General features: G+C 61.6%; 16 protein-coding genes. 10 read left to right on the top strand and 6 right to left on the bottom strand.

The features are described 5' to 3' along the window. Window positions 1-106: 106 nt before the first annotated feature. The 6 genes from ACUN0E_RS37605 (at window position 107) to ACUN0E_RS37580 (ending at window position 7,053) form a co-directional block, all read left to right on the top strand. Window positions 107-1,180: a LacI family DNA-binding transcriptional regulator gene (locus tag ACUN0E_RS37605; protein WP_445569786.1), complete on the top strand. Its 1,074-nt coding sequence runs from the start codon at window positions 107-109 to the stop codon at window positions 1,178-1,180. 3 nt (window positions 1,181-1,183) lie between these two features. Beyond that, window positions 1,184-2,671, top strand: a complete 1,488-nt coding sequence (locus tag ACUN0E_RS37600) for a sugar ABC transporter ATP-binding protein (protein ID WP_445569785.1) — start codon at window positions 1,184-1,186, stop codon at window positions 2,669-2,671. Further along, window positions 2,652-3,665 (top strand): ABC transporter permease, encoded by a 1,014-nt coding sequence (locus ACUN0E_RS37595; protein ID WP_445569784.1) that lies wholly within the window; start codon window positions 2,652-2,654, stop codon window positions 3,663-3,665. Before ACUN0E_RS37600 ends, ACUN0E_RS37595 begins: the two co-directional genes overlap by 20 nt. 82 nt (window positions 3,666-3,747) lie before the next feature. Next, the gene (locus ACUN0E_RS37590; RefSeq protein ID WP_408237398.1) at window positions 3,748-4,710 is read left to right on the top strand and encodes a substrate-binding domain-containing protein; all 963 of its coding nucleotides are present in this window, start codon (window positions 3,748-3,750) and stop codon (window positions 4,708-4,710) included. A 79-nt stretch (window positions 4,711-4,789) separates the two neighbouring features. After that, window positions 4,790-5,839 carry a sugar phosphate isomerase/epimerase family protein gene (locus ACUN0E_RS37585; protein ID WP_445569783.1) on the top strand — a complete coding sequence of 350 codons (1,050 nt, stop codon included), beginning with the start codon at window positions 4,790-4,792 and terminating at the stop codon, window positions 5,837-5,839. Window positions 5,840-5,901: 62 nt separating this feature from the next. Beyond that, window positions 5,902-7,053, top strand: coding sequence for a Gfo/Idh/MocA family protein (locus ACUN0E_RS37580; protein WP_445569782.1), 1,152 nt, complete (start codon window positions 5,902-5,904; stop codon window positions 7,051-7,053). Between the two features lie 49 nt (window positions 7,054-7,102). Here ACUN0E_RS37580 and ACUN0E_RS37575 read toward each other — a convergent pair whose 3' ends face one another. The 6 genes from ACUN0E_RS37575 to ACUN0E_RS37550 all read right to left on the bottom strand — a co-directional run bounded on the left by ACUN0E_RS37575 (window position 7,103) and on the right by ACUN0E_RS37550 (window position 15,404). Then, entirely contained in the window at window positions 7,103-8,269 is a 1,167-nt protein-coding gene (locus ACUN0E_RS37575; protein WP_445569781.1) for a J domain-containing protein, read from the bottom strand. Continuing rightward, entirely contained in the window at window positions 8,235-8,495 is a 261-nt protein-coding gene (locus tag ACUN0E_RS37570; protein WP_154565923.1) for a hypothetical protein, read from the bottom strand. The genes ACUN0E_RS37575 and ACUN0E_RS37570 overlap by 35 nt, the downstream gene beginning before the upstream one ends. A gap of 88 nt (window positions 8,496-8,583) precedes the next feature. Continuing rightward, window positions 8,584-11,775, bottom strand: coding sequence for an efflux RND transporter permease subunit (locus ACUN0E_RS37565; RefSeq protein ID WP_445569780.1), 3,192 nt, complete (start codon window positions 11,773-11,775; stop codon window positions 8,584-8,586). Window positions 11,776-11,790: 15 nt separating this feature from the next. Continuing rightward, the gene (locus ACUN0E_RS37560) at window positions 11,791-12,978 is read right to left on the bottom strand and encodes an efflux RND transporter periplasmic adaptor subunit (protein WP_445569779.1); all 1,188 of its coding nucleotides are present in this window, start codon (window positions 12,976-12,978) and stop codon (window positions 11,791-11,793) included. 290 nt (window positions 12,979-13,268) lie between these two features. Further along, a complete protein-coding gene (locus ACUN0E_RS37555; protein WP_445569778.1) occupies window positions 13,269-14,429 on the bottom strand; it encodes an ABC transporter substrate-binding protein in 1,161 nt (386 codons plus the stop codon). A 33-nt stretch (window positions 14,430-14,462) separates the two neighbouring features. Next, on the bottom strand, window positions 14,463-15,404 hold the full coding sequence (locus tag ACUN0E_RS37550) for a CysB family HTH-type transcriptional regulator (protein ID WP_408202288.1): 942 nt from the start codon (window positions 15,402-15,404) through the stop codon (window positions 14,463-14,465). Between the two features lie 234 nt (window positions 15,405-15,638). Between ACUN0E_RS37550 and ACUN0E_RS37545 the strand changes: the two genes are divergently transcribed. The 4 genes from ACUN0E_RS37545 to cysD all read left to right on the top strand — a co-directional run bounded on the left by ACUN0E_RS37545 (window position 15,639) and on the right by cysD (window position 19,700). After that, window positions 15,639-17,318 (top strand): nitrite/sulfite reductase, encoded by a 1,680-nt coding sequence (locus tag ACUN0E_RS37545; protein ID WP_445569777.1) that lies wholly within the window; start codon window positions 15,639-15,641, stop codon window positions 17,316-17,318. Between the two features lie 22 nt (window positions 17,319-17,340). After that, the gene (locus ACUN0E_RS37540; protein WP_445569776.1) at window positions 17,341-17,880 is read left to right on the top strand and encodes a DUF934 domain-containing protein; all 540 of its coding nucleotides are present in this window, start codon (window positions 17,341-17,343) and stop codon (window positions 17,878-17,880) included. Next, complete coding sequence (locus ACUN0E_RS37535) at window positions 17,877-18,623, top strand: phosphoadenylyl-sulfate reductase (protein ID WP_445569775.1); 747 nt, start codon at window positions 17,877-17,879, stop codon at window positions 18,621-18,623. The genes ACUN0E_RS37540 and ACUN0E_RS37535 overlap by 4 nt, the downstream gene beginning before the upstream one ends. Before the next feature lie 114 nt (window positions 18,624-18,737). Next, the gene (gene cysD / locus ACUN0E_RS37530; RefSeq protein ID WP_445569774.1) at window positions 18,738-19,700 is read left to right on the top strand and encodes a sulfate adenylyltransferase subunit CysD; all 963 of its coding nucleotides are present in this window, start codon (window positions 18,738-18,740) and stop codon (window positions 19,698-19,700) included. Window positions 19,701-19,785 lie beyond the last annotated feature (85 nt).

The raw sequence follows: 19,785 nt of genomic DNA, 5'->3' as shown, positions 1-19,785 counted from the left end.
TCGCCATGCCTGCTCGACCCCGTGTTAATCCCTAGCGATCTGTCCTTGCGATTCCCGCTTCCATGGCGCAAAAATGTAATCGATTACATTTTCGAGGCAAAGTCACTTGTCCAAGTCGTTGTCCAAAGCGGACCTCGCGAAGTCGAAGGCGCCCGCGCAGCCTGAGGTTCAGCCGCTGAGGCCGGCCGAGGGCCTTTCGATTGCCCAGGTGGCGGAGCAGGCGGGCGTCTCGGTGGCGACCGTGTCGCGCGTGCTGAACGGCCACGAGAACGTGCGGCCGGCCACGCGCGACAAAGTATTGGCGGTCGTCGACGCCAGCGGCTATCGCGTCAACGAACTCGCGCGCAACCTGCGCACCGCCGAAAGCCGCCTGCTCCTGACGATGGTGCCTGACGTCGGCAACCCCTTCTACGCGGAGATCGTACGCGGCATCGACAGCGTCGCGCGCCAGCACGGCTATTTCATGCTGCTATGCGACACAGGCGCCGATCCGGGACGCGAGCGCAGCTATTTCGATCTGCTGCGCCGCCGTCGCGCAGATGGCGCGATCTGCCTCGACCCCGCCACCATCCAGCAGGCGCTCGGCGAGGCATCCAGCGCGCTGCCTTGGGTCGCGTGCTGCGAGTTCGATCCTGCGATGGGCGTGCCGTACGTCGGCATCGACAATTACCGGGCGGCGGGCGACGCGGTGCGGCATCTGCTCGCGCGCGGCCACCGGCGCATCGGGCTGATTAATTCGGACGTCGACTACCTGTACGCGCGGCAGCGTCAGCAAGGCTATCTGGACGCGTTGACCGAAGCGGGCATCACGCCGGACGAGCGTTGGCGCATGAACCTCAACAGTCTCGACTACGAGGCGGGCGCATCGGCGGCGGCCTTGCTGATGCAGCAGCCTCACGCGCCGAGCGCGATCTTCGCCGTGTCCGACACGCTCGCGATCGGTGTGATCCACGGTTTGCGCAGCGTCGGCAAGCGCGTGCCGGACGATGTCGCGGTAGTCGGCTTCGATGATATTTCGCTCGCCGCGCAAATCGATCCGCCACTGACCACCATCGCCCAGCCGATGCGCGAACTCGGTGAAACCGCTGCGCGCCTCCTGCTGCAACGGCTCGCGAATCCATTGGCGAACGTGCCGGGCGTGCTTCTACCGCATCGGCTCGTGATCCGCAGGAGCGCGTAACTCATGAGCCTCGCCATCCGCTTCGACGATATCCGCAAAGACTTCGGGCCGGTGCGCGTGCTGCATGGTGTGAGCTTCGAGCTGGCGCCGGGACGCATCTATGGTTTGCTTGGCGAGAACGGCGCGGGCAAGTCGACGCTGATGAAAATCCTTGCCGGCTACGAAACGGCGACCTCGGGCACCTTGCTGGTCGACGGCCACGCGCAGCAGTTCATCGGTTCGCGCGATGCGGAAGCCGCGGGCATCGTGCTGATTCACCAGGAGTTCAACCTCGCCGAGCATCTGACGATCGCGCAGAACATGTATCTCGGCCATGAAAAAAAGCGTGGCTGGTTCGTAGACGATGCCGCAATGCGTGCCGAGGCGGCGCGTTTTCTCGCGCAGGTCGGCCTGGAGAAAGCGCCGGATACGAAAGTGCGCGAATTGATCGTCGCGGAAAAGCAGATGGTGGAGATCGCCAAGGCGCTGTCGCGCCGCGCGCGTTTGCTCATCATGGACGAGCCGACCGCCACGCTCACGCCGTCCGAAACCGAGCGCCTCTTCACGCTGATGGCGAAGCTGAAAGCCGACGGCGTGACCATTGTCTACATCTCGCACAAGCTGGATGAAGTCGAGCGCATTACCGACGAAGTGATCGTGATGCGCGACGGCCGCTTTGTTGCGCGCAGCGAAACCGCGGGGCTCGCGCGGCAGCAGATGGCGAACCTGATGGTCGGGCGCGATGTGTCCGATATGTTCCCCGGCAAGATCACCGTGCCGGCCGACGCGCCGATCGCGTTGAAAGTAGAAGGCCTCGCCGTGCCGGACTGGGTCGAAGACCTGAGCTTCGACGTGCGTGCCGGCGAAGTGCTGGGTTTTGCGGGACTGGTCGGCGCGGGCCGCACCGAAGCGTTCGAGGCGATCATCGGTTTACGCAAACGCACGGCAGGCCGCATCGAGATCGCCGGCCGCCGGGCCGATCTGAAGAGCCCGCGCGACGCAATGCGCCACGGTCTCACGTATCTGAGCGAAGACCGCAAAGGCAAGGGCCTGCATGTGAATCTAAGCCTGCAGGACAACGTCACGCTGATGACGCTCGAACGCTACGCACATCCCTTGCTCGATATGAAAGCGGGGCGCGCGGCGTTGACCCAGGCCGTGAGCGACTTCGGCATTCGCACGGGCGATCTGTCGAGCCGCGCGCGCGTGCTCTCCGGCGGCAATCAGCAGAAGCTCGCGCTCGCCAAGTTCCTGCAGCCCGATCCGAATGTGATCGTGCTCGACGAGCCGACTCGCGGCGTCGACGTCGGCGCGAAACGCGACATCTATTTCCTGATTCATCGTCTCGCCGCGCAGGGCCGCGCGGTGATCGTCATTTCATCCGAACTGATCGAGCTGATCGGCCTGTGCCACCGCGTCGCCGTCATGCGCGCAGGACGCCTGCAAACCACACTCACGCTCGAACATCTGACCGAAGAGGAGTTGATCGCCCATGCGACCGGCACCCACTGAAGCCGTCCAATCCGGTCGCGCGCTGCGCTTTGCGCATCGTCTGTATGCGCTCGGGCCGCTCGTTGGGCTGATCGTGCTGTGCATTGTCGGCACGTTGCTCAACCGCGATTTCGCGACGCTCGACAACATGATGAACGTGCTCACGCGCACGTCGTTCATTGGCATCATCGCGGTCGGCATGACCTTTGTGATTATCTCGGGCGGCATCGATCTGTCGGTCGGATCGATGGCGGCACTGATCGCGGGCAGCATGATCTGGCTGATGAACGGACTCGCTGCCGGTATCGGCGGCCATACGCTCGCGCCCTTGCTGATTCTGACGCTCGGCATTGTGTTCGCGCTGGTGCTCGGCGGTTTGTTCGGCTGCGCGCACGGTCTGCTGATTACCAAAGGACGTATCGAGCCGTTCATCGTCACGCTGGGCACATTGGGGATTTTTCGCGCGGTGCTGACGTGGCTCGCGGATGGCGGCGCGCTGACTCTGGATAACTCGTTGACCGACTTGTACGGGCCGGTTTACTACGCGAGCTTCTTCGGCGTACCGGTCCCGATCTGGGTGTTCCTTGTGGTTGCAGCAGGTGGCGCGCTGATCCTCAATCGCACCGCGTTTGGCCGCCATGTGCAGGCGATCGGTTCGAACGAACAGGTCGCACGCTACGCGGCGATTCGCGTCGATACAGTGAAGATCGTCACGTACGTACTGCTCGGCATCTGCGTCGGCGTGGCGACGGTCCTGTACGTGCCGCGGCTCGGTTCGGCTACGCCGACCACCGGCCTGCTGTGGGAGCTCGAGGCGATTGCATCGGTGGTGGTGGGTGGCACTGCGCTCAAGGGCGGCGAAGGGCGCGTGGTCGGCACGGTGATCGGCGCGATCCTGCTTTCGGTGATCGCCAACATTCTGAATCTGACCAGCATCATCAGCGTGTATCTGAACGCGGCGGTGCAGGGCGTGGTGATTATCTTCGTCGCGTTTGTGCAGCGTGGACGGCGATAGGTGGTGGGTGTGAGCTTCAAATGGAGAGACGGCGAGTTCGAGAATCGGGGCGCATGAACGCCTCACAATAGGAGACAGAACCATGAAGCAAGTCATTCGAGCGATCGGCGCCGGCATGCTGGCGTTGGGGATAGTGGGCACGGCGGGCGTCGCGCGGGCCGATGAAAAGGTCACGCTAGGCGTCGCGATTCCGACAGCCGACCACGGTTTTACGGGCGGCATCGTCTGGTGGGCGAACAAGGCGAAAGCCGATCTGGAGAAAGCACATCCTGATCTGAAGGTGATCGTGAAGACCGCGGCCGGCGCGCCTGAACAGGCGAACCAGTTGCAGGATCTGGTGACGGTGAACAAGATCAACGCACTGGTGATTTTCCCGTTCGAATCGGCCTCGCTCACGCAGCCGGTTGCTCAGGTAAAGAAGAAGGGCGTGTACGTGACGGTAGTCGATCGCGGTCTGACCGACACCAGCGCACAGGATGCCTACGTTGCGGGTGACAACACCGCGTTCGGCAAAATCCCCGCCGAGTACCTGGCCAAGGAGCTGGGCGGCAAGGGCAACATCGTCGCGCTGCGCGGCATTCCGACCACGCTCGACAACGAACGCTGGACCGCATTCACGAACGTGATCAAGAACTATCCGGAGATGAAGATCCTCGACGGCAAGTACGCGAACTGGAATCGTGACGACGCGTTCAAGGTGATGCAGGACTATCTCACGCGCTTCAAGCACATCGACGCAGTCTGGGCCGCCGACGACGACATGGCCGTGGGTGTCATCAAGGCGATCGAGCAGGCCAGGCGTACCGACATCAAGATCGTATTCGGAGGCGCGGGTTCGAAGGGCATGGTGAAGAACGTGATGGACGGCGCACCGATGATCAAGGCGGATGTATCCTACTCGCCGAAGTTCATCTACGACGCAATCAAGCTCACCGCCGAGGCGCGTCTGAAGGGCGACAAGCTGCCGCCGACCACGATCATTCCGTCGGTGCTGATTACGAAGGAAAACGCGCAGCAGTTCTATTTTCCTGACTCGCCGTTCTGATCCCGGGCATCCGGAGCGCGCCTGCCGTGTGTCTGTCGAAGAGGCATGACAGGTGCGCCATAGTTCGAGGAACCGTACGATGAAAACCATTAAAGGGCCGGCGATCTTTCTGGCCCAGTTCATGGGTGACGAGGTGCCGTTCGATAACCTCGCGCATCTGGCGAGCTGGGCGGCGAGTCTCGGCTTCAAGGGGATTCAGGTGCCGTGCGATACGCGCCTGATCGATCTCGAACAGGCTGCGGCGAGCCAAACCTATTGCGACGCGTTGCGCGAGATCGCGGACGATGCGGGGGTGACGATCACCGAACTGTCGACGCATCTGCAAGGGCAACTCGTCGCTGTGCATCCGGCCTATGACACATTGTTCGATGGCTTTGCGGCGCCGCATGTGCGCGGCAATCCTGCTGCGCGCACGCAGTGGGCGATCGAACAGATGAAGCTGGCGGCAAAGGCGTCGCAGCGACTGGGGTTGGACACCCACGTGTCGTTTTCCGGCGCGCTCGCGTGGCCCTACCTCTATCCGTGGCCGCAGCGTCCCGCGGGTTTAATCGAAACCGCTTTCGACGAACTCGCGCGCCGCTGGACTCCGATTCTCGATGCGTTCGACGAAGCCGGCGTCGACGTGTGCTACGAATTGCATCCGGGCGAGGACCTGCACGACGGCGTGACCTTCGAGCGCTTTCTGGACGCAGTGAAGCAACACCCACGCGCGAACATTCTCTACGACCCGAGCCATTTCGTCTTGCAGCAACTCGACTACCTCGCGTTCATCGACATCTATCACGAGCGCATCAAGGCGTTCCACGTGAAGGACGCGGAGTTTCGTCCGAATGGCAAGCAAGGTGTGTATGGCGGCTATAGCGGCTGGGTCGAACGTGCGGGGCGTTTCCGATCGCTTGGCGATGGGCAGATCGATTTCGGCGCGATCTTCTCGAAGATGGCGCAATACGATTTCCCCGGCTGGGCGGTACTGGAATGGGAGTGCGCGCTGAAGCATCCCCAGGACGGCGCGCGTGAAGGCGCGGAGTTCATTCGCCGCCACATCATTCGCGTGGCCGACCATGCGTTCGACGATTTCGCGGGCAGCGGCGTGGATGCGGCGCAGCTAAAACGCGTGCTTGGCATTTGAAGGCGAGTTGGCTGCGAGCTAATCGTGAAGTTGTTAAAGCAGATCGCAAAGGAGTGAGTGCGATGGCACACAGAAGACTCAGGCTCGGCATGGTCGGCGGCGGGCAGGGCGCGTTTATCGGCGCGGTGCACCGGATCGCGGCGCGGCTCGACGATCGGTTCGAGTTGGTGGCAGGCGCGTTGTCGTCCGATCCGCAGCGCGCGCAAGCGAGTGCCGCTGAAGCCGGTATCGCGCGCAGCTATGCAGACTGGCGCGAGATGGCACGCGCCGAAGCCGCCCGCGACGACGGTATCGACGCAATCGCGATCGTCACGCCGAATCATCTGCATGCGCCGGTGGCGACGGCTTTTCTCGAAGCGGGCATCCATGTGGTGTGCGACAAGCCCCTGGCGATCTCGTTGGCGGAAGGCGAGACGCTAGCGAAGCTTGCTCGCGAGAAGAACAAGTTGTTCGCGCTGACACATACGTATTCCGGCTATCCGTTGGTGCGCCATGCTCGCGAGCTCGTCGAAAATGGTGCGCTCGGCGAATTACGCGTGGTGCAGGTCGAGTACGCACAGGACTGGCTGGCTGAACCGATAGAAACGAGCGGTACGAACAAACAGGCAGGCTGGCGCACGGATCCGTCGTTGGCGGGTCCTGCCGGCTGCCTCGGCGACATCGGCACGCATGCCTATCATCTCGCGGCCTTTATCACGGGGATGACGCCGTCGTCGCTATCGGCGGAGTTGCATACGTTCGTGCCGGGACGCCGTATCGATGACCACGTGCAGGCGATGCTGCGCTATCCGAACGGCGCGCGCGGCATGCTATGGGCGAGCCAGGTGGCGAGCGGCGCGGAGAATGCGCTGCGTCTGCGGGTGTACGGGACGAAAGCGAATCTCGCCTTCGATCAGGAGAATCCGAACGAATTGTGGTTCACGCCGCTCGGCGGATCGGCTGAGCGACTGACGCGCGGACGCGTGAAAAGTACGATCGCGGCGCATGCGACGCGTGTGCCACAGGGGCATCCTGAGGGTTATCTGGAAGCGTTCGCGCAGTTGTATAAGGATGCGGCGTTACAGATCGAAGCGTTGGATGCAGGTCAGCCGTTGCCCGCTGAAAGCCTGTTGCTCACCACGGTGGATGATGGTGTGGCGGGCCTGCGCTTTATCGATGCGGTGCTAGCGAGCAGCGCGGCGGACGGTCAGTGGCGCGCGATAGAACCCGGTTGATCGTGGACACGTGACGCGCGCCCCCGGCGGCGAAGGGATCCATTCAATTTCAACGCCGCCTGATTTTCAACCAGGCCTTAAGCGTGCCGAGGTCCTGGAACTCCACTAGATCGTACTCGAGCGAACGGATCTGTTCCTGCAACATAATAAAATCCTCCGTCAGCCCGTACATTGCCTTCTTCGGCGTGATGGAAGCCATCGGGTCGAGCCCGTACCGCTCCTTGAACGCCATTTCGGCAAACAAAATTTCGTCGTCGAGTTCGCCTACCTGCTCCTTCAGTATCTTGTTGTAATGCTTGAGTCGGTCTTCGCTCAGGTTATCGATCGCGTTCTGGTCGATGTGTTCCAGTTCCAGCTGCAATTCGAGCAGACGCAGCAGGTTGTTCTTGCTGTAGGCCTCGTTGACTCGTTGCATCAGCGCGGTTTTCCGTTTGCGTTCCTCTGGATCGCTTTCGCGATCGGGATGCAACGCGCTGGCCAGCTTACGATACACCTCGCGTATCGAGCGGCTGAGTTGCGCCTCTTCTTCCTCGCGGCGCGTTTCGGCCGCTATCTGCTTCGCTGTCTTCTTTTTCGGGGCACTTCGCGCCTGGCGTGCCTGATGTTCCGCCGCTTGCGCAGCGTCGTCCTGATCGATATGTGCCTGCAGGCGATCCAGAACTTCATCGGGCGAGTTCATGTCGATGTCGTCCAGTTCGACGCCTAGTACTGTCTCGAGCATCGATTTCATTTCGTCTAACTGGGACGCTTTTTCGTCGTCGTAGTCGGACCCGCTGTGCCGGTTGTATAGCGCTTTCAACTCGTCGCTGTCTTCTTCCCCGAGACACCTCGCCGCCAGATCGACAATCACCGCTGAAAGGGTGCGCCGTTCGGCCTGGGTGATACGTTTCCGGTTGCTCTGCTCGTCGAGAAGATGCGCCATCTGCGCACGCAAATGTTGCATCTGCTGCTTCAGCGGCAGCAGTTCATTCACGTACTTTTGCTGGAAAGCCGGCGCGAACTCCTCCCACGCGCTCAAACTGGCACGCCGCTTTTCGATCTGTTTGATCAGCGTGTTGAAGGCTTTCTGGCCCTTTGACAGCGTGGGTCGATTGTGGTCCGGCGCAATGCTGACGGACCTGGCGCTTGTCCTGGTCATGGGGCGGGTATCTTCGGTCGTCAAAATGGGGTACGGCAGCTTCCTAGCTGCCCTTACTCTTCTTGATTTGCTCTTCAAACGCAATATCGAGCTTGCTTGCCTTGCGCGGTTTCGGCGGTCCGAAGCCGTCGACGAATTTGACGAAATCGTCGAGCGTCAGTGGATCGGAGACTTTCTTGTCTGTACCGCTCGATTTGTCGACCAGATAGAACAGGCCGCCGGACAGGCTGATCGCGGCGAACTGCGGGTTGCCGCTGCGGGTTTTTAGCCGCTCGACAGCGTGGATGGCTCGGGTGGTGCGCATGGTGTGGGACTGCTGGTCGGGGAAAGACTTCTACTGTAGCAACTTCGCGAGGGGCGCGCGAAGTTGCTACATTGCGCAGCTTTGCACCTCAAGCCTTGCGCCTGAACTTGCGGCGCAGCCAATCCCCCCAATCCTCCAGCACCGTGTAGACCACCGGCACCACGACCAGCGTCAGAATCGACGACGTAATCACGCCACCGATCACCGTCTGCCCAAGCGGCCCGCGTTGCTCCCCGCCTTCGCCGAGCGCCGCCGCCAGCGGCAGCATGCCGAAGATCATCGCCAGCGTGGTCATCAGAATCGGCCGTAAACGCACGCGCGCCGCTTCGAGCAGCGCTTCACGCCGCTCCATGACACGACCCTTGCCGGACGCGTCGAGCAGGGTGCCGCGCCGCGCCTGATTCGCGAAGTCGATCAGCAGAATCGCGTTCTTCGTCACGAGACCCATCAGCATCACGAAGCCGATGATCGAAAACATGTTCAACGTGCTGCCGAACAGCAGCAAGGCGATCAGCACGCCGATCAACGTGAGCGGCAGCGACGCCATGATGGCGAGCGGCTGCGCGAAGCTCGCGAACTGCGACGCGAGAATCATGTAGATGAAGATCACCGCGAGCGCCAACGCCTCCACCGCGTACACGAACGATTCGTTCATGCTCTTGGTCGAGCCTTCGAAGCGGTAGTGGTAGCCCGCCGGCAAATGCATCGCGTCGAGCGTTTTCGCAACGTCTGCGGCAACTTCGCCGGGCGAGCGGCCATTCACGTTTGCCGACAGCATCACCTCACGTTGCAGGTCACGCCGGTTCAACACATCGGGACCAGTCGTCTTGACGATATCCGCGATCTGGCGCAACGGCACCAGCACCGGCGCACCGTTCGCGTCGGTGCGGTTGGTCGCGATCATCAGCTTGGCGAGATCGTCGACGTCCCGGCGCTGAGAGCGCGGCAAACGCACGCTGACGTCGTAGTCCTGGTCGTCGGGCGCGCGCCATGTGCTGATGGCGTCGCCGGAGAGCAGCGGCCGTAATGCGGTGCCGATATCGGCCACGCCCACGCCGAGGTCGGAGGCCAGTTCGCGCTTCACATTGATCGCGACGATCGGCTTGTCCGCCTTGAGAGTCGAATCGAGGTCGACGAGGCCTGGAATCTTTGCCATCCGCACTTGAGCCGTGTCCGAAAGGCGGCGCAGTTCGTCGATGTTGTCTCCTTGCAAGCTCAACTGGATTGCTTTTGTGCTTCCCGCGCCGTCGGGTACGCCGATTTCCGTGATCGACACACCCGCCACCGAAGCGAGCCGCGCGCGAAACACCTGGTTCAATTCGACCATGCCGCGCGTGCGGTCGCGCCGGTCCTTCAGGCGCACGGTGATCAGCGCGGTGTTTTTGCCTTGCGTGTTGCCCGAGTTGACTGTCGCGTAACTGAAGCGCACTTCGGGGTAAGTCGCGAGAATCGCCTGCACCTGCTTTACTTTTTCCGAGGTGGCTTCGAGCGAGGTGCCCACCGGCGTGTTCAAACCGATCTGCGTTTCGGAGAAGTCCGCATTCGGCACGAACTCGGTGCCGACGAACGGCACCAGAAACAGGCTGCCAAAGAACGTGGCCGCGGCCACGATCAACGTGATCGCGCGATGTTTCAGTGACCAGCCGAGCAGGCGCTGATAGAACGCGGTGAGCCGTTCTATCTGTTTGTCGAACAGATGCAGGGAACGTTCGATCATGCGTCCATAGCGATAGCCTTTGCGGCCGGTATCGGCGTCGTGCAGATCGGGGTCCGGCCAGATGGAGGACAGCATCGGATCGAGCGTGAACGACACGAACATCGAGATCAGCACGGCAGCGGCCACCGTGATGCCGAACTGATGGAAGAATCGGCCGATGATGCCGCCCATGAAGCCCACCGGCAAAAACACGGCGACGATCGAAAAGGTGGTCGCCAGCACGGCGAGCGCGATTTCCTTGGTGCCGTCGAGCGCAGCGGTGCGATGATCCGCGCCGAGCTGCACGTGCCGCACGATGTTCTCGCGCACCACGATCGCGTCGTCGATCAGCAAGCCGACGCATAGGGACAGCGCCATCAACGTGATCACGTTGATCGTGAAGCCGCACGCGTACATCACCGCGAAGGTGCCGATCAGCGCGATCGGCAGTGTGAGGCCGGTGATCACCGTGCTGCGCCACGAGCCGAGGAACAGGAACACGATCAGCACCGTCAGCAATGCGCCTTCGAGCAGGGTGCGTTTCACCTCGTTGACGCTGTCTTCGATATTGATCGACGAGTCGTCGGTGATACTAAGTTGTACGCCCGGCGGCAGTTGAGGCTGCAAACGCGTGACTTCGTCGCGCACGCCGTGCGCGACATCCACGGTGTTCTCGCCTTGCGCCTTGATGATCGACAGGAACAGCGCGCGCTGGCCGTTGAGCAAGGCCATGCTGTCCGGTTCCTGCTGGCCATCCACGACGTCGGCGACCTGATCGAGCGTGACAGGCTGTGTCGCAGAAGAGGCTGTCGGAATCGCCGACTGCGCGCCGCGCCGCGCGACGATGATGCGTTTGAAGTCATCCGGTTTCTCGAAGCGGCCTTTGACCTGCACGGTTTGCTCGACATGGCTCGATGTGAGCGGCCCGGCCGGAATCTCCTGATTCTCGTTTTGTACCGCGCGGATCACCTGATCGACGCCGATCGAGAGCGCCTGCAGCTTCTCCGGATTCACGTCGATCTGCACTTGCCGCTTCACGCCGCCCACCAGCGAGACCGAGCCGACGCCGCGCACGGTTTCAAGCCGCTTGCGCACGATCTGATCGGCGACGGTGGTCAGATCGCGCGTAGACAACGACGCACCCGGCGCGTTCGAGATGGCCACCGTGATGATCGGCATATCCGACGGGTCATAGCGCAGCACGCGCGGGTCTTTCACGCCGTCGCGCAGATCGGGGCGGATCAGCGCGATCTTGTCGCGCACGTCTTGAGCCGCCTGCACTGCGTCCACGGACAGATCGAATTGCACGATCACAACCGACTGCGCGTCGTAGGAACGCGAGGTGATTTCGTCGATACCGCTGATCGTGTTGACCGCTTCCTCGATCTTGCGCGTGACGTCGGACTCGACCGATTCCGGTGACGCCCCGGGATACGCAGTCTGTATAACCACGATTGGGAAGGTGATGTCGGGGAACTGATCGACCTTGAGCCGCTGATACGAAAACAGACCGATGACGAGGAACGCCATCATCATCATCGTGGCGAGCACCGGGTTGCCGATGCTGATACGGGTGAACCACATAAGTGCGGGCTCCGGTCAGCGTGCGCTGCTTGCGCCCGGCACGCTGGCCGCTTGCGGGGCAACCTGCTCTCGTTGGGCGGGCTGCACCACATGCACGGTGCTGCCGATCCGCAATGAGCCGAGATTGTTCTTCACGATCTGCTGGCCGGGCGCCAACGGGCCGCCGACGATCTCGGTCCATGTGTCGCCATCGGCTTCGCCCGTCGCGCCGGTCTGCACCGGCTGCTCAACCAGCTTGCCGCCGGCGAGCGCATAGACACTGCGGCGTGTGCCGTCCGTGCGTATGGCGGTGGCGGGGACGACCAGCACGTTTTGCCGGTTGCCGACCGAGATCGTGCCGGTGCCGAACATGCCGACCCGCAGCGTGCCCGACGGGTTGGCGACCTGCACGCACACCATGATCGAACGCGAGCCGGCTTGCGCCGCCGGGTTGATGCGCGTGATCGCGCCCTGGAGGGGGGTGTCGATACCGTCGAAAGCGATCTGGATCGGCTGACCGATCCGCACACGGCCGATCTCGCCGACCGGCACGGGTGCCTCCAGTTCGAGCGTGCGCAGATCGACCACGTCGAACAGTTTGGTATCGACCGCGACTTTCTCGCCCGGTTCGACCGAGCGCGAGGCGATCTGTCCATCGAGCGGCGAGCGCACGACGGTATCGTCCAAAGACAGATTCGACGACGCCAGCGCTGCCCTGGCCGCATCGAGATTCGCCCGGGCGATTTGATACTGGCTTTGTGCGGTGTCGAAAGCGTTCTTCGAAATGAAGCCCTTTTCGACCAGTACGCGGTTGTTATCGAGCGTCTGTTTCGCGATGTCGAGCTGGCCGGCCATGGCGGCCATCTGGCCGCGCGTCTGTTCGGCGCGGGCGACATAGTCGCGGGCGTCGATCTTCGCGAGGACCTGGCCGGTCTTGACCGGATCGCCTTCGCGCACCATGACATCGAGCGCCGAGCCGGCGACTTTCGATTTGACCGCGGCTTGCGTGACGGCGCGCAGCGAACCGGTCAGCGGCAGCGTTTCGGAGAGCGTGCGGCGGCTGACGGTGGTGAGGTCGTCAGGTGCGAATTCGACAACGGAAGAGACGGTGTCGGTGGCTGCAGCGGGGGTGCTGCGCTTCCTGATGGCCTGGGCAATCGCGATGGCGAGGATCACGATAACCACGGCGGTGGCGATGATGATGCGTTTTCTGGTTTTTAGCATGCGTGGTCTGACGGACTTCACGAACTGGCGAGAGGCGGCGGTGGCCTTGTAGTCTCAAGGCGCTCCGCGCTCGCACGGAATCGGCAAATTAGCCAGAACTCGCGTTCACTGCAAGCTGGCCGTCAGCATGTTACACGCAGCTTGCAGGGTGCGTGCCGCCCGAACGGTGTGCTCGGGCAGCAGGCGTGCGTATTGACTCAAAAGTGACAAATTCAGACAGACTGATGGTGGCTGTGGGCAGTAAGATGCGCGTCGCTGAACCGGGATGGAACCCGCCGCGCACCACCCGCTCACTGACTCAGGTAAACGAATTTGCCGTTCCTGATGATGCCCATCACGCTGGCGCGCTGATCCAGACCGACGTGGTCCTTCGGGCTCGTATTGACCACGCCGTTCGGCACGACCAGTTCATGCGCGTGCTCCAGTTCGTCGCGCAGCGCAACGCGGAAAGCGGGTGTGCCCGGCTGCGCCGTCTTCAATGCCCGCGCCACCGCGTCCTGCAAACGCGGATACACGCCTGCCGCATCGCCCGCAAATTGCGTCACACTGCCCGGGCCGTACTTCGCTTCGTATTCGTTGGTGAACGCGAGCGCCGCCTTCTTCGCCGGATGATCGGCCGGTAGCGTGCGCGCCACCACGACCGGCTGGGTCGGGAACAGTGTGCCTTCCACATCTTTGCCGCCCAGCTTGATGAACTCGGGCGTCGCGATGCCGTGCGTCTGATAGATCGGGCCTTTGAAGCCGCGTTCGATCAGCGTGCGCTGCGGCAGCACGGTCGGCGTGCCGGCCCCGGCGATCAGAATCGCGTCGGGCCTGGCGGCCATCAGCTTGAGGATCTGGCCGGTGACGCTGGCGTCGGTGCGGTTATAGCGCTCGGTGGCCACCAACTGAATATGCCGCAAAGCCGCGAATTTGCTGAATTCGTTGAGCCAGCTTTCGCCGTAGCCGTCCGCGAAACCGATAAAGCCCACCGTCTTCACGTTGTGGTTCGACATGTAGCGGGTCATCACATCGGCCATCGCGCTGTCGGTCTGCGCCATCTTGTAGGCCCAGACCTTCTTGCCTTCCTGCGGTTCGACCACGCTTGCCGATCCGATCAGCGTGATCATCGGCGTCTGGCTTTCGGCAACCGGATCGAGCGCGGCCATCGCGGCCGGCGTGATATTCGGGCCGACGATCACGTCGACGTGGTCTTCATTGATCAGCTTGCGGATGTTGCGCACCGCGTTGCCCGGATCTGAAGCGTCGTCGAGGAAGATGTAGTCGGCTTTCTGGCCGGCGATCGTGGCCGGCCACATCAGCATCGCGTTCTTGCTCGTGATGCCGATCACGGCCGCGGGGCCGGTGCTCGACAGATCGATGCCGACCTTGATGTCGGCCTGTGCTGTAGTGGCGAGCAAGAGCGCGCCGAGAGCGGCCAGGCCGCTGATCTTTTTCTTATACGACTTCATCGAGGGGTCTCCGTAGCGGGAAGCGTGGTGATGTCAAAGTTCGTAGGTTTCGTGTTCGCCTTTGAGCGCCTGTTCGATCAGCTTGCGATTCATGCTTGGCGACAGCAGTTCGACGAGCGTATACACATAGCTGCGCAGATAGGCGCCCTGTTTCAACGCGACCCGGGTCACATTGCTGCCGAACAGGTGGCCGACCGGCATCGCGCGCAAATGGCGGTCGCGCTCGGCGTTGAACGCAATATCCGCCATGATGCCGACGCCCAGACCTAGTTCCACATAGGTCTTGATCACGTCGGCGTCGATCGCCTCCAGCACGATGTCCGGATGCAGCCCGCGCAAGCGGAACGCCTCGTTGATCTTGGTGCGGCCGGCGAACGCGTTGTCGTACGTAATCAGCGGGTATTGGGTCAGATCATCCAACGACAAAAGTTTGCGGTCGAGCAGCGGATGATCCGGTTGCATTACGGCGACGTGGTGCCACTGGAAACAGGGCAGCGAGACCAGTTCCTTATAGTTAGCGATCGCTTCGGTGGCGATGCAGAGGTCGGCCTGGTCGTGGATCACCATCTCGGCGACCTGGGTCGGGCTGCCTTGCAGAATTGAAAGGTGAACTTTCGGGAAGCGCTTCTTGAATTCGGCGATGGCGGCCGGAAGTGAGTAGCGTGCCTGGGTGTGGGTGGCGGCGATTACCAGATTGCCTTGATCCTGGGCTGCGTAATCTTTACCGACCCGCTTGAGGCTCTCGACTTCCTGCAGAATTTTCTCAACTGACTGAAGAATGATGCGCCCCGGCTCAGTCATTCCCCGCACGCGCTTGCCGTGCCGGGTGAAGATTTCGACGCCCAACTCGTCTTCCAGCTCGATGATCGCCTTGGAGACGCCCGGCTGGCTCGTAAACAGGGCTTTGGCCGCTTCGGTCAGGTTGAAATTCTGCCGCACAGCCTCGCGGACGAAGCGGAATTGATGCAGGTTCATATATAACCTCTCCGCATATCAAAAGAATTTTTTAGTCGTTTGAAATATAAGGCGAGTTTATTACGATCTGTCCATCTTTTTCAATATGGATATCTGTATTTGTCATAAGCAAATGAGAGATAGGTCTAAACCCTGACTCTCCTTGACTGACAAACACCTGTATTCAGGGCGTGGCGGAACCGGGTGGCCGGCCCCCGGACCGTCGTGTGTCACGCAAAAAATTGGGGTCCCCGAATGTACCAATACGATCAGTACGACCAGACCATCGTCGATGAGCGGGTCGCGCAATACGCCGATCAGGTTCGCCGGCGCTTGTCGGGCGAATTGAGCGAAGAGGAGTTCCGTCCGCTGCGCCTGCAGAACGGCCTGTACATGCAGCGCCACGCGTACATGCACCGCATCGCGATTCCGTACGGCAACCTGCGCAGCGACCAGATGCGCGTGCTGGCTCAGATCGCGCGCGAGCACGACCGCGGCTACGGCCACTTTTCGACGCGCTCGAACATCCAGTACAACTGGATCAAGCTTGAAGAAACGCCGGAAATCCTGCGCAAGCTTGCTGCGGTGCAGATGCACGGCATTCAGACCTCGGGCAACTGTATCCGTAACATCACGGCCGACCAGTTCGCTGGCGTAGCGCCGGATGAAATGGTCGATCCGCGTCCGTGGGCAGAAATTCTGCGTCAATGGTCGACGTTCCACCCGGAATTTGCGTGGCTGCCGCGTAAGTTCAAGATCGCCGTGTCGGGTTCGAAGGAAGACCGCGCTGCCGTGCAGATCCACGACATGGGCGTGTATCTGAAGAAGAACGAGCAGGGCGAGCTGGTGGCCGACATTCTGGCCGGCGGCGGCATGGGCCGTACGCCGATCATCGGTGCGATCATCCGTAAAGATCTGCCGTGGCAACACCTGTTGACCTACTGCGAAGCCGTGCTGCGCGTGTACAACCGCTATGGCCGCCGCGACAACATCTACAAGGCGCGTATCAAGATTCTCGTGAAGGCGCTGAGCCCGGAGAAATTCTCGGCGCAGGTCGAAGAAGAATGGCAACACCTGAAGGACGGTCCTGCGACGCTGACACAAGCGGAAGTGGATCGTGTGTCGCAGTACTTCCAGCCGCCGGTGTATGAGAAGCTGGCCGACACGGACGCATCGTTCGAAAAGCATTTGCTGGAAAGCCGCCCATTTGCGCGCTGGGTCGAACGTAACGTGCGCCCGCACAAGGTAGAAGGTTATTCGTCGGTCACGTTGTCGCTGAAACCGACGACGATCGCCCCGGGCGATGCAACCGACGCGCAGATGGAAGCGGTCGCCGACTGGGCCGATGAATACTCGCTCGGCGAAATCCGCGTGTCGCACGAACAGAACCTGATTCTCGCAAACGTGAAGAAGCGCGATCTGTTCGCGCTGTGGGAAAAGGCCAAGGCGCAGGGTTTCGCAACACCGAACATCGGCTTGCTGACCGACATCATCGCGTGCCCGGGTGGCGATTTCTGCTCGCTCGCGAATGCGAAGTCGATTCCGATCGCGCTGGCGATCCAGGAACGTTTCAACGATCTCGACTACGTGTACGACCTCGGCGATGTGTCGCTGAACATCTCGGGTTGTATCAATGCGTGTGGTCACCATCACGTTGGCAACATCGGCATTCTGGGCGTCGATAAGGACGGCTCGGAGTGGTATCAGGTGACGCTCGGCGGCGAGCAGGGTACGGGCGCCACGGGCGCGCATCTCGGCCGCGTGATTGGCCCGTCGTTCTCGGCGGAAGAAATGCCGGACGTGATGAGCAAAGTGATCGACACGTTCGTGGAGAATCGCCACGAAGGCGAACGCTTCATCGAAACGTACAACCGCATCGGCATGGCCCCGTTCAAGGAACGTGTGTACGCCTCGCGTCAACCGGCTCACGCGTAACCGCGAAAAGGATACTGAACAGATGACTTCTATCATCAAGAACCGCGCGATCGTCAACGATGACTGGACGGTGGTGCGCGCCGCAGAAGACGGCACGCTGCCCGCAGTCGATGCATTGCCGGCCGGCAAAGTGCTGGTGCCGCTTGCGCTGTGGCAGGCTTCCCGTGATGCGCTGATCGCCTCGCGCGGCGCCGCTGAAATCGGCGTGTGGCTCGCGCCGGATAGCGAACCGGCGGATATCGTCGCCGACTTCGACACGATCGCGCTGATCGGCGTGGATTTCCCGGTGTTCCGCGACGGCCGTGGCTATAGCATCGGCCGCCTGTTGCGCGAGCGTTATGGCTACAAGGGCGAACTGCGTGCGATCGGCGACGTGCTGCGCGACCAGTTGACGTTCATGTTCCGCTGCGGCTTCGACGCTTACGCATTGCGTTCGGACAAAGACTTCGACGACGCACTGAAGGCGTTCGACGAATTCAGCTTCAACTATCAGGGCGCGGTGAACTCATCGCCGCTGTTCCGCCGCCGCGAAGCAGGCGAACTGGCAAAGGCATCGGCATGAGCGACGTCCAATCGCTCACGCCGGAACTCGCTGCGAAGGTCGAGCGCCTCGATGCGCTGCTTGACTCGATCGCCGCGCGTCACGCGAACGTGAAGCTCGCCAGCAGCCTTGCAGCGGAAGACATGCTGCTCACGCACGCGATTCTCTCGCGTGGTGTGAAGATCGGCATCTTCTCGCTGAACACGGGCCGCCTGCATGCGGAAACCCTCGGCATGCTCGATCGCGTGAAAGAGCGCTACGGGTATGATATCGAGCAGTTTCATCCGCAAGCTGCCGCGGTTGAAGAGTATGTCGGTTCGCATGGTCTGAACGCGTTTTACGAAAGTGTCGATCTGCGCAAGCGTTGCTGCGAAATCCGTAAGGTCGAACCGCTGAACCGCGCGCTGTCGGATGTCAGCGCATGGGTGACGGGTCAACGCCGCGAGCAGTCGGTCACACGTGCCGAACTGCATGCGGAAGAGCACGACGCCGCGCGCAACATCGCCAAGTTCAACCCGCTGACGGACTGGACCGAAGCCGAGGTGTGGGACTATCTGAAAGCGTTCGACGTGCCGGTCAATCCGCTGCATGCGCGCGGTTACCCGAGCATCGGTTGCGAGCCTTGTACCCGCGCGATCCGTCCCGGTGAAGACAGCCGGGCAGGGCGCTGGTGGTGGGAGTCGCGCGATACGAAGGAATGCGGGCTGCATATCACGACGATTACGCCGATCTCCGTCAGCCGCAGCGAAAACGCTTCGGCATAGAGCATTCAGGCGGTTCAGGCCTTGGTTTTTAGCCTGAACGCCACACATACCGATTTGAATAGTTCCGCCTGGGCGAGCAACCGCTTGTCAGGCGAATCAACGAAGGACCCAAACATGAGCACCACGCTCGATTCCACTGTGAATGCACCGCTTACCAATACGGCAAACCGGATGGATCACCTCGATTGGCTCGAAGCCGAATCGATTCACATCCTGCGCGAACTGGTTGCCGAATGCAGCAAGCCCGCGCTGCTGTTTTCGGGCGGCAAGGATTCGGTTGTGGTGCTGCACCTCGCACTGAAGGCCTTCGGTATTGGCGCGAATCGCAAGACCGTGCTGCCGTTCCCGCTCGTACATATCGACACCGGTCACAACTACGATGAAGTGATCGACTTCCGTGACCGCCGTGCGAAAGAGATCGGCGCCGAACTGGTGGTGGGTCACGTCGAAGATTCAATCAAACGCGGCACGGTGCGTCTGCGCCGCGAATTGGATTCGCGCAACGCCGCCCAAGCCGTGACGCTGCTCGAAACGATCGCGGAACATGAGTACACCGCGCTGATCGGCGGCGCGCGCCGCGACGAAGAAAAGGCCCGTGCAAAAGAACGGATCTTCTCGTTCCGCGACGAGTTCGGCCAATGGGATCCGAAGGCGCAGCGCCCGGAACTGTGGAGCCTGTACAACGCGCGTTTGCATAACGGCGAACACCTGCGCGTGTTCCCGATTTCGAACTGGACCGAACTCGATGTGTGGCAATACATCGCTCGCGAACAGCTTGAACTGCCGTCGATCTACTACGCGCATGAACGCGAGATCGTGCGCCGCAACGGCCTGCTCGTACCGGTCACGCCGCTTACGCCGATGCGTGAAGGCGAGACCAGTGAAACCGCGCTCGTGCGTTTCCGTACCGTGGGCGATATCAGCTGCACGTGCCCGGTGGAAAGCGATGCCGACAATCTCGAGAAGATCATCGCTGAAACGGCCGTGACCGAAATCACGGAACGCGGCGCGACGCGTATGGACGATCAGGTCTCCGAAGCCGCGATGGAACAGCGTAAGAAGCAAGGTTATTTCTAAGCGTTGGACTGGAGTAAGTGCTGAAGCACTTACTCCGGTCGACAGCAAACATTGCATGGGGCCGGAGTAAGCGCTAAAGCGCTAA

It is taken from the genome of Paraburkholderia sp. D1E (assembly GCF_052682275.1).
Note: the sequence above shows the minus strand (reverse complement) of the source record. Positions and strands in the feature narration are given on the sequence as shown.